This window comes from Actinomyces oris (genome assembly GCF_001929375.1).
GTDB lineage: Bacteria > Actinomycetota > Actinomycetes > Actinomycetales > Actinomycetaceae > Actinomyces > Actinomyces oris_B.
Map to the genome: position 1 here is coordinate 38,044 of NZ_MSGO01000028.1, position 10,320 is coordinate 48,363.

Genomic DNA, 10,320 nt, shown 5'->3' on the forward strand with positions numbered 1-10,320 from the left:
GGCCCGTCGGCCAGTGACGGCCGGGCCGACGACGGAGCGCTCCCCTGTCGTTGCAGGTCGACTCTAGTTCGAGGCCGCCCGCCAGTTCCAACCCCGTCCGGCCCGCGATCCGGGCCTCTTCGCCTTCCAGCGTCACCCAGTCACCCACCCGGGTCACCCACCCGCGCGATCGTGGGGTAGGTCGCGTGATCGTACCCTTAACCCTCGATCGCGCGACATAAGGCACGACCGCGCGGCCCGGCAGCCGGCGCACGGCCGGTCCGACCACCTCACCCCAGGGAGGAGCCGGCGCGCGCGCCGTCATCCGAAGGGTGGAGAGCCACCTCCCACGAATCGTTCCAACGACGCTCACACTCATGGGGCTCCACCTCCTACCCTGATCGCATGAGCGCAAGGCGGTCAAGGCGGCATCTGCCGGCTCCGCGCCTGTGATGAGCGCCGACTCGTCGGCACCCACCACCCCGCGCCATGCCGGGAAGGGCCCGCCTCCCCCGCATCCGAGAAAACTCGACGCCCCTGCACCACGAGAGGAACCCACCCCATGAGCACCCCCTGGTTCCTCCCCGCTCCGCTGGTCGACGTCGCCGCCCTGGCACTGTGGTGGGGGCTCCTCAAGCTCTCGCGACGCCGCGACAACCGTCGGCTGCGCAACGGGCTCCTGTTTCTGCTCCTGGTCGGCTCTGCGGTGAGAGCGCTGCTCCACCTGGCCTCCCTCATTCCTGCTCTTTCGATCCCGGTGGGACTGGGCAGCGTCGCCTTCTTCCTGCTCATCGCCCTCATGCCGTTCCTGCTCATGTTCAACGGCGTCGTCCTCATCCGTCGCGAGGGCCGGCGCCTGAGCAACCTGCTGTGCCTGGCGGCCGGCCTGGGACTCATCGCCACGCCGGTGGCCGCCGTCACCCTCGTGGCCGCCGCCAACCCCTGGGCCCTGCTGGTCGCCGCGCTCATGTTCTGCGCCTGCGCCTACCTGGGCGCCTTCCTCCTCATCTTCCTGGGCCAGACGATGGTGCAGCGGATCTGGGGCGGACGTCGGGCGATGCCGCACCCCGACGTCGTCGTGGTCCACGGCGCCGGCCTCATCAACGGGAAGGTCGGGCCGCTGCTGGGCTCGCGAATCAAGGGAGGCATCGACGCCTGGCGCGATGAGGAGGCCCTGCGCCCCGGCGTACCGCTGCTGGTCATGAGCGGCGGGCAGGGCGCCGACGAGCCGACCAGCGAGGCGCAGGCCATGGCCGACTACGCGATCGCCCGCGGCGTCCCGCCCGAGCGGATCCTCCTGGAGGACCGCTCGACGACGACTCGCACGAACATCTCCTACACCCGCGACCTGCTGGCCGAGCGTGGCATGGCGGACCTGCAGGTGCTGCTGGTGACGAGCTCCTTCCACGCGGTGCGCACCGCGATCCTCGCCTCCGACATGGGAGTGCCGTGGGCGGTGGCGCCGGCGCGCACGGCCTGGTTCTACATCGTCAACGCCTGGCTGCGCGAGTACATCGCCGTCCTGACCTACCGGCGCCGCCCCGCCGTGGCCTGCGCCGCCGTCGCCGGGGTCTTCGCCGTGCTGTACACGCTGCTGGCCATCGGCGCCCAGACGGGGACCATCGGCTGAGCGAAGCGGTCTCCCTCGCCCAAAGATTTCAGAACAATCGTTCTTGACTGTTCATTCCAGAACATCTATTCTGGATTCATGGGACGACGACGCACCTTCATCGAGAGCGAGGCCATCAGCTCGGCCACGGCGGTCTTCGCCGAGCGCGGTTTCACCGGGGCCTCCGTGGACGATCTGGTTCGGGCCACCGGCGTCAACCGCGCCAGCCTCTACGGGGTCTTCGGCTCCAAGGACGGGCTCTTCCAGCATTGCCTCACTGAGGCGCTGGCCGCTCTGAGCCCTGCGGCCACCCCCAGTGATTCCACCGACGCCGCAGGGGCTGGCCGCGAGAAGCTCGACCTGGTCCTCGTGGCGCTCATGGAGATCGCTCCTGGGGACCCGACCGTGCGCGAGGCCCTCGAGGTCGCCCTGGACCGGGCGGACATCACCGCCGAGGCACTCGGCCGGCGCCTGCTGGAGCGGGCCGGCTCTGCGACGTCGAGCTCGGCCACAGCGGCCCCAACAGCATCGGCCTCACCGCCGACGTAATCCACCCCGACCCCGCACTCACTAGCCAGACCACCAGCTCACTTCCACCCCACCGCCTGCCCACGAGAGGAGCAGACATCATGAGCCGCAACACCGTCACCATCACCGACACCACCTTGAGCGTTGAGCCGCACGGGCTGGACAAGATGTGGTCCTACACCTCCCGACTGGAGTTCCCGCTCGCGCACGTGCGCGGCGCCACGCACGACCCCGGCCTGCGCCACGAGCCCAAGGGCTGGCGCGGGCCCGGACTGCAGGCCGGCAGCAAGCTCTCCGGGACCTTCCACGCCGAGGGCACGGCTCAGTTCTGGAACATCTCCGGTTACGAGAACACGCTGGTCGTCACCCTGGAGGAGGAGCGCTTCACGCACCTCTACCTCACGGTCGACGACCCCGCCGGCCTGGCCGCACAGATCAACGCCGCCATACGCCCCACCCAGGCGTGAGCCCAAGAGACTTATTCACAGCATCCGTCAAAGGTGCTCTGACCTGCGCAGATACTGGAGTCGGCTAGCCCTGTGAATAAGCCTCCAGGCGTGAGCCCGCCACCTCATTCAGGCAGCGGCTCGGCACCACACGCTATGACACCCACCATCCTCCCGCGCGTTCGTAGGGCAGGGCGCCGCTTCGAGCCCTGACCCCAACCCACCCACACACACAGCAAGGCAACCACTCCACCATCGACACCAAGCCACCGCCCCACCGACTCATCCCGCAGCCGCCCCGACGCCCCCGAAGGCGCGGCGCGCGGTACGAGCACCCAGGCCCCACAGTTGGCGCCACGCGGGCGGGACTGGCTGCGGTGCCGGCCGGGAGGTACCACACGCCCCGACCGCCCTCACACACGAAGGGGTAGGCCACCCCCAGTCGACTGACTCAACCGGATCGCTTCAGCCCCACCCTCCTTGAGGACCTCCAGGTTCGCCAGCAAGCGACCCCGACCAAGAGAACCAGCGGCCCGATGACGCCCGTCGCAGAGCCGGCGCTCGTCCACATCGCCATCAAGGGCAGAGGGATAAGGAGAACCGCGGCCCCGACAGCCATGGTGAAGGACTTTGAGTGAAGTGCCAGCAATGCGCAGGCAATGACGGCAACGGAAGCCAGCGACAAGACTCTTCCCGGCCCCGACCAGTTGACAGCAACAAAAATCGCGGTGAAAACAATGACGATGGCATACGTCAGCACGGCAGTCAAACTGTTGCTCTCCCGAAACATTCACATACCCCATCGAGCAAACACGGTGGCTGCTCTTCAGCAAGCAATCCCACCAGCCGGCACCCCTTGGCCATTCCAGCCCTCCAGAAATGATCAAGGGACTTCCCACACCTCAAGGCTTATTCACAGGGCTAGCCGACGCCAGCGTCTGCGCAGGTCACAGCACCTTTGAAAGATGCCGCGAATAAGCCTCCTCGTCAAATAAGGTATCAGGGCGCACTTGCGTGCACAAGGTGCCGGCCACCCATTTCCCTGGGAACCACTTAGACTCTCCCTGAAAAGTCTTAACAATCCAGAGCGTTGACGTCATGCGACCCTGCTCGACACCTCAACTCCTCGATCATTGCCGTGGGCCTCGCCGTCAGGGCGGCGCGCTCTCTGTGATGCCCCCACACCAGCATTCTCGGCAGCGCATTCCTCGAGATACGCCGGCAGCGAGGCTTATTCACAGGGCTAGCCAACGCCGGCATCTGCGCAGGTCACAGCGTTTTTGACGGATGCTGTGAATAAGCCTCAGCGCATCCTCTGACACTCGCCAGCACAGCAATGTCGGCACCCCCTTCCGCCCCACCCAGTCACACGCCCGGCGCCACAAAACCCACCACCCTCCCGCGCGTTCGTAGGGCAGGTCGTCGGTTCGTCTCTTAACCCCCGAACGCGCAGGCCCGACAGTTGGCGCCACGCGGGTGGGACTGGCTGCGGCGTCGGCCCGGGTACGGCATGATCGGGGCAGAACGGACCGACACCGTCGGTCCGCCGCCACCACGCAGGCACCCACGACACCGCCCGACCGGGGCACAAGGAGGACTCAATGAGCGCACAGGACCCCGCCGAGATCGACCAGACCACCGACTTCATGTGGAAGGCGACCGCGGCCGTGGCCACGCTCGCCTCCGGGTTCGTGGCTGAGAAGGTCGTGGCGCTCGGCTGGCGGGCGATCTCCGGCCGGCCCGCCCCGCGCGAGGAGGACCAGCTCCTCAACTACAAGCTGGCCGAGATCGTCACCTTCGCCATCATCTCCGGGGCCACTGTCACCCTGGTGCGTGAGCTCGGGCTGCGCCAGGCCGCCAAGTGGTACAGCGCCCGCCGTCCCGACTCCCCCTACGCGCTGCGCGCCATCAGCAGCTGAGGACTCCGTGCTGGCCCCATTGCGGGGTCGGCACACTTTTTTGGTGGTCCCGTGTCACGATTGGCGACTTTTCCAGCCGGCACACCGTTCACGAGGGGACCTCCGCACACTCGGCGCCACGGTGTCTGCGCAGGTCAGAGCCAGTCTCCGAGGATCCGGCCAAGCTCGCGACCGCCAGCCGAGCTCGGAATAGTCGCCAATCGTGACACTTTCTCCTCTGTCGCGCCTCAGCCCCAGGACCCCGTTCTCAGATGCCGACCTCACCGCGGAGGAACAAGCCAATGTCCTCGACCTCCGCCGCGGCTGCATCCACCATCGCGACGATCTGAGCCTTGGAGACCCCCGCGCCCAGGCACCACGAGGCACGGGCGATGATGTCACCACCGGTATCGGGCCGGGCCTTCAGCACCGAGTCACCTGCCTGAGGAGGGGCCTGACCAGTGGTGGCTGCGTCACTGATCGCCTCACCCATTCGGTCAGCGAAGCCCGTGCGCACACCCATCACATGACTGACCACGTTCCAGTCATTGGCAACCATCGGCGCCAGCACCCGGTCCAACGGGGTCATCCCGCTCCAGCGCGCCGTCACGATGAGCTCCGTCCCCTCGACCCCGACCACCAGCTCGCAGGCATCATCCCCGATCGGGATGATGACAGCATCGTCCTTCTCCAGGAAGTCGTAGTCGGGGTTCAACGCTTCCACCACGAGCGGGAGAGTCAGCGCAGGCAGCCGAGAGGGAACACGACCAAGGCCCCTCAGCCCGAACAGGTCCGCGATGGCAGCCTCGGCCTGGCCGTCGTCAAGCATGTTCGACTCGGCAGGCTCGTTGGGACCATCGGACTCGTCACCTTCGGCGTGATCCGGTTCGTCGCGTTCCGCCTTGAGAGCCTCGAGCATGGCCCGTCCCAGCACCTCCTCCCGGCTACCCAACATCTCAGGCTGCCCAAGGACCTTCTCCATCGTGGCAGCGAAGACGTCATGGATGCCCATCTCCACCGGGTCGAGGCCGTTGGCCTCGGCAATCCTGGAGGCCTGGGTCAGGAGCATGGAGGCACTGTCCATGTCGCTATCGAGGAGCACCCGGGCCCGCTCGACCAGCTGGCTCACGGCCTCGGCAGGTTCCCCGCCCAGCTCGGCCAGCAACTCCTCCGGGCTGTCGGGTATCGGGATCCCGGCGTCCTTGGCGAAGTCGTCAAAGCGTGTCTGCGGGAAAGTCTCCTCCAGGAACTCCTCGAAGAACATGCACGCGTCAATGGCCTCGCGCAGGTAGTGGCCGAGCTGGTCGTCAGTCATCCCAGCCGACACCGGCAGTGTGGAGGCAGCGCACAACAGCACCGAGTCATCCTCCGGCGAGTGGACGACATAGGCCCTCAGCATGTCATCGTTGTCCGGACTGGCGTTCCAGGACTCGACGAGGATACACAGCGCCTCCAACATGTAAAACGGGGCCTTCGAATGCCATTGGATAGAGACGGTCAGGAGGTCGGGGACCACCTGGAACCTCAGGGCACTGTTGTCGGTCAGGCCCACGAGCGACCCATCCCAACTGACCATCGCGGGGACGTCGACACAGATCAGGATCTCCTTGACCCGGGAGAGGGTCACCTTCGTCGGTCTGGGGGCGGCAGGCTTACGGGGTGTGGTGGACTGGCGGGTCTTGGCAGTCGGCTTCTTGCGGGGGGACACAGTTGCTCCTGTCGCTGATGGTGGTCACAGGCCTGTTGCTGGCGCAGGACGGTGGGAACGGAGGTACGCGCCTCCTGGTGCTGTAGGCCCGCACGGTAATGGTCGTCTCTGAGACGTGCATGAATCGACACACCAGTTCCGCATGCCGTTGTGTCACTCTGGGCGACTTTTCCTGACCGCACGCCGTTCGCGGAGGCTCTCCGCGCGCCGGGCGCTGCCACATCTGCACAGGTCAGAGCCAGTCTTCGAGGATCCGGCCAAGCTCGCGACCGCCAGCCGAGCTCGAAAAGTCGCCAATCGTGACACTTTTCCACTGTGGCGTCTCGGCGACCGCCCCCTTCCAACTCCCCGCCGACCCACGGGTAGGCTGACGTGGAGCGCCGACGGTGTGCCGCGCAGGCGACCTTCCGGGGCGCCGCCGGCCACCTCCCAGCGCTTCCGCCTTTGCCTTCAAAGACCTGAGGAAGCCCGCCCCGATGAGTGCCGTGCAGATCGTCTGTGTCGTCATCGTCGTCATTGCCACGACGATCGGTATCGCAGTTTTCGCACGCGCCTGTTTCACTATTGGCGCCCGCATGGCCGTGGGCCGCGCGGCCGCGCCGGAGCGCCTGCGCCCGGTCGGCAAGCGCCTGGCGCTCACACTGGGCGCGCTCGTGGGCCACACCGCCTTCAAGGGCCGCCCCTTCATCAAGGCCGCCCACTGGCTGGTCATGGTCTCCTTCCCGCTGCTGTTCCTCACGCTCGTGGCCGGCTACGGGCAGGTGCTGGGCGGGGCCGACTTCACGCTGCCGCTCATTGGGCACGCCTCCTGGTGGGCCTGGATCGTCGAGCCCATCGCCTGGCTGTCCACTTTCGGGATCGTGGGGCTGACGATCCTGCGCTGGCGCCTGACCCGGGCCGGCCGGGCCGCCCCGCCCTACGCACCGGACTCCGAGGGCGGCAAGCGTCCGCGCACCTCGCGCTTCGCCGGGTCGACGTCAGCCCAGGCGAAGTTCGTCGAGGCCACCATCATCGGCGTGGTCGCCTGCGTGCTGGCGCTGCGGATGCTGGAGCACGCCCGCCTGGCCGCCTCCCCCGACCCGGCGCAGCGGGCCCTGGCCTCCTGGACGCACTTCCCGCTGACGGCCTGGACCGGCCCGCTGCTCGCCCCCGTGAGCACCGGCGCCCTGGGCAACGCGATCCTCATCGTCGCCACCATCAAGGTGGTGCTGTCGATGACCTGGTTCGTCGTTGTGGGTCTGCAGCCCTCAATGGGTGTGGCCTGGCACCGGTTCCTGGCGATCCTCAACGTCTACGCGCGCCGCGAGGTGGACGGCTCCAAGGCCCTGGGCCCGCTCCAGCCGCTCATGGTCGGCGACGAGCCCCTGACCGAGGCCACCATGGACGCGCTGGAGGAGGCCATGGAGGCCGCCGACTCCGGCGAGGGCCCTGAGGTGCGCCTGGGCGTGGGCCGCATCGAGGACTTCACCTGGAAGGGCCTGCTGGACTTCTCCACCTGCACCGAGTGCGGCCGCTGCCAGGACCTGTGCCCGGCGTGGAACACCGGTAAGCCCCTGTCCCCCAAGCTGTTCGTCATGGCACTGCGCGACCACCACGCGGCGGCCGCCCCCTACCTGCGGGCCGCGAGCGCCCTGGGGGTCGAGCCCGACGACGTCACCGAGGAGATGGTGGCCTCCCGCCCGACTTCCGGTGGGCTGGTCGGCAGGGCGCTGGGCATGCACGACGGGCTGGCGCGCGAGACGAACCTGGGCCTGGAGCCGGGCACCGCCCACACCGGCGACGTGCTCGGCGCGCTGCTGGCAGCCAAGGCGGCCCCCACCGAGACGGGTGTGGCCACGCGGCCGGCGCCCCTGGCCGGGGAGGTCATCCCCGCCGACGTCCTGTGGGCCTGCACCACCTGCGGGGCCTGTGTGGACCAGTGCCCAGTGGATATCGAGCACGTCGACCACGTCGTCGACGTGCGCCGCCAGCAGGTGCTCATGGAGTCGGCCTTCCCCAAGGAGCTCGGCGGCATGTTCCGCAAGATGGAGTCCAAGGGGAACCCGTGGGGGCTGCCGGCGCGCAAGCGCCTGGACTGGGCCAAGAACCTGGACTTCGAGGTGCCGGTCATCGGCGACGACGTCGAGAGCGCCGCGGACGTCGACTACCTGTTCTGGGTGGGTTGCGCGGGCGCCTATGAGGACCGGGCCAAGAGGACGACGCGGGCGGTGGCCGAGCTGCTGCACACCGCGGGGGTGAGCTTCGCGGTGCTGGGCGACGCCGAGACCTGCACCGGCGACCCGGCTCGGCGCGCCGGCAACGAGATCCTCTACCAGATGCTCGCCGCGCAGAACGTGGAGACCCTGGGCGAGGTCGGGGCGCAGAGGATCGTGGTGACCTGCGCGCACTGCTTCAACACGATCTCGCGGGAGTACCCGCAGATCGGGGGCCGCTACGAGGTCGTCCACTACACCCAGCTGCTCAGCCGGCTCGTGCGCGAGGGCCGGCTGCGCCCGGCGCCGCCTCAGGCTGAAGCCCCGGCGGAGTCGTCGGGCGGGCAGGCCGCCGGCAAGGCGGCGGGCGAGCCGGCCATCCCGACGGTCACCTACCATGACGCCTGCTACCTGGGCCGCCACAACCAGGTCTACTCCCCGCCGCGTGAGCTGCTGGAGGCGACCGGCGCGACCACGGTGGAGATGCCGCGCAGCCGCGAGCGGGGCTTCTGCTGCGGGGGTGGCGGCGCGCGCGCCTTCATGGAGGAGACGATTGGGACGCGCATCGCCGTGGAGCGCTCGCGCGAGGCCATCGGCACTGGCGCGCAGGTGATCGCCACGGCCTGTCCTTTCTGCACGACGATGCTCTCCGACGGCGTCGCCTCCGAGGGCGCGGACGTGCGGGTCACGGACGTGGCCACCCTCATGCTGGAGGCCGTGCGCCGCGGAGGGGAGTAGCCCACCCCGCCGAGCCGGGCATTTCTCGCGTAGCCCGACAGAATTTCTGTTGGGGGCCGCGAGAAATGCCCGGCTCGATGCCGCGGTTATTTCTGTGTGCATGGGTTGCGTTTTGTGCACAGGGAGAGTCCGGGGTCAAGAGTGATATTCACTCGATAGTCCCACCCTCCAACGTTTCTCTCTCTGAAGAAGTTGATCTCTGGGATGGCTGGGGGTGGGTTGACTTCGAGGAGGGTCACTGTTCCCAGTCCCTCGATGTGTACGCTCTCGCCGAGCCGCAGCTCATAGTCCGGCTCCGCCGCATGGAACGGTTTCCACATCACCGTACCAACCCATTCGCGGTTCCTGGAGCGCAACGGCCCTGGGCGCAGCATCCCGTGAGGCTTATTCGCAGCATCCGTCGAAGGTACTGTGACCTGCATAGATGCTAGCGTCGGCTAGTTCTGTGAATATGCCCCCGTGTCTTGTGACAGGAGGGGGTAATGCCCTTCCTCGCCTCTTTGGGCGCTGGCGGGCAGGGGGGCGGTGGTGGTGCTCGGGTGGGTCCAGTACATCCAGCCGGCAAGGCCGATCACCACGGCCAGGCAGGCTCCTATGGTCCCGAGGAGGGCGCGTCGCACCGCGACACCACGCTTTCGCCATCCACCCACCTGCGGGGCGGACGCCGTTACGGGGACGCCGCCCTCGCTTCTAATGTCACTTTCACTGTCGTCGGCCACGAACCCACTCGCTTCCCTCAGCTTCAAGATGACATCATGAGGGCACCATCCGGAGCCTGAGGATCCCCTGTTTCTGGAATCATGTTCATTGTCGCGACCCCAATCCGAGAGCTCCGGAGAAAATACCTTCATGATGAAGAATACCGGCTCACCCCTTCTGCGGGCGTGAAATCCAGGTAGATATCATCGGCGGGACCGGACGGAGTACGGTGAGCGACGTCAGGCGATCCCGGGCGTCGTATGAGGCACGTTGTTCTGGCGATTGACCAGCACAAGACTGGACTCGACGCCCGGGTCGATGGCAGGCCGGCACCCAGTCATGCGGTACGCGCCATGAGGTGGCGAACCCGGTGAGCCTCAATGGGGAGTTATGCCCGTGAGGACAGGGGCCTTGGTCCCTATGTGTTTGCTGATCGGCAGGTTAACTTTCGTGGTGTTCCCTGATTCCTACAAGGCTTCTCCCGGGGGCGCGATGCTGGTGCCTCCGGGGTTGGTGATTGGAG

The 10,320-nt window shown here is 67.5% G+C and carries 6 protein-coding genes; 5 read left to right on the forward strand and 1 reads right to left on the reverse strand.

The window, feature by feature from the left end:
• The first annotated feature begins 541 nt into the window (after nucleotides 1-541).
• From BKH32_RS06305 to BKH32_RS06325, 4 genes are all read left to right on the forward strand, one after another.
• Complete coding sequence (locus BKH32_RS06305; RefSeq protein WP_075249148.1) at nucleotides 542-1,609, forward strand: YdcF family protein; 1,068 nt, start codon at nucleotides 542-544, stop codon at nucleotides 1,607-1,609.
• A 78-nt stretch (nucleotides 1,610-1,687) separates the two neighbouring features.
• Nucleotides 1,688-2,137 (forward strand): TetR/AcrR family transcriptional regulator, encoded by a 450-nt coding sequence (locus BKH32_RS06310; RefSeq protein WP_075249149.1) that lies wholly within the window; start codon nucleotides 1,688-1,690, stop codon nucleotides 2,135-2,137.
• A gap of 80 nt (nucleotides 2,138-2,217) precedes the next feature.
• Complete coding sequence (locus BKH32_RS06315; protein ID WP_075249150.1) at nucleotides 2,218-2,583, forward strand: hypothetical protein; 366 nt, start codon at nucleotides 2,218-2,220, stop codon at nucleotides 2,581-2,583.
• Between the two features lie 1,580 nt (nucleotides 2,584-4,163).
• The gene (locus BKH32_RS06325) at nucleotides 4,164-4,481 is read left to right on the forward strand and encodes a DUF4235 domain-containing protein (protein WP_075249152.1); all 318 of its coding nucleotides are present in this window, start codon (nucleotides 4,164-4,166) and stop codon (nucleotides 4,479-4,481) included.
• 247 nt (nucleotides 4,482-4,728) lie between these two features.
• On the opposite strand, the gene BKH32_RS06330 is transcribed toward BKH32_RS06325, so the two are convergent.
• Complete coding sequence (locus BKH32_RS06330; RefSeq protein WP_075249153.1) at nucleotides 4,729-6,168, reverse strand: hypothetical protein; 1,440 nt, start codon at nucleotides 6,166-6,168, stop codon at nucleotides 4,729-4,731.
• 476 nt (nucleotides 6,169-6,644) lie between these two features.
• Between BKH32_RS06330 and BKH32_RS06335 the strand changes: the two genes are divergently transcribed.
• The gene (locus BKH32_RS06335) at nucleotides 6,645-9,098 is read left to right on the forward strand and encodes a (Fe-S)-binding protein (RefSeq protein ID WP_075249154.1); all 2,454 of its coding nucleotides are present in this window, start codon (nucleotides 6,645-6,647) and stop codon (nucleotides 9,096-9,098) included.
• Nucleotides 9,099-10,320 lie beyond the last annotated feature (1,222 nt).

Bases quoted from the DNA above. Each gene is read 5' to 3' on its own strand.
- BKH32_RS06305 (WP_075249148.1), top strand. From the start codon at position 542: ATGAGCACCCCCTGGTTCCTCCCCGCTCCGCTGGTCGACGTCGCCGCC.
- BKH32_RS06310 (WP_075249149.1), top strand. From the start codon at position 1,688: ATGGGACGACGACGCACCTTCATCGAGAGCGAGGCCATCAGCTCGGCC.
- BKH32_RS06315 (WP_075249150.1), top strand. From the start codon at position 2,218: ATGAGCCGCAACACCGTCACCATCACCGACACCACCTTGAGCGTTGAG.
- BKH32_RS06325 (WP_075249152.1), top strand. From the start codon at position 4,164: ATGAGCGCACAGGACCCCGCCGAGATCGACCAGACCACCGACTTCATG.
- BKH32_RS06335 (WP_075249154.1), top strand. From the start codon at position 6,645: ATGAGTGCCGTGCAGATCGTCTGTGTCGTCATCGTCGTCATTGCCACG.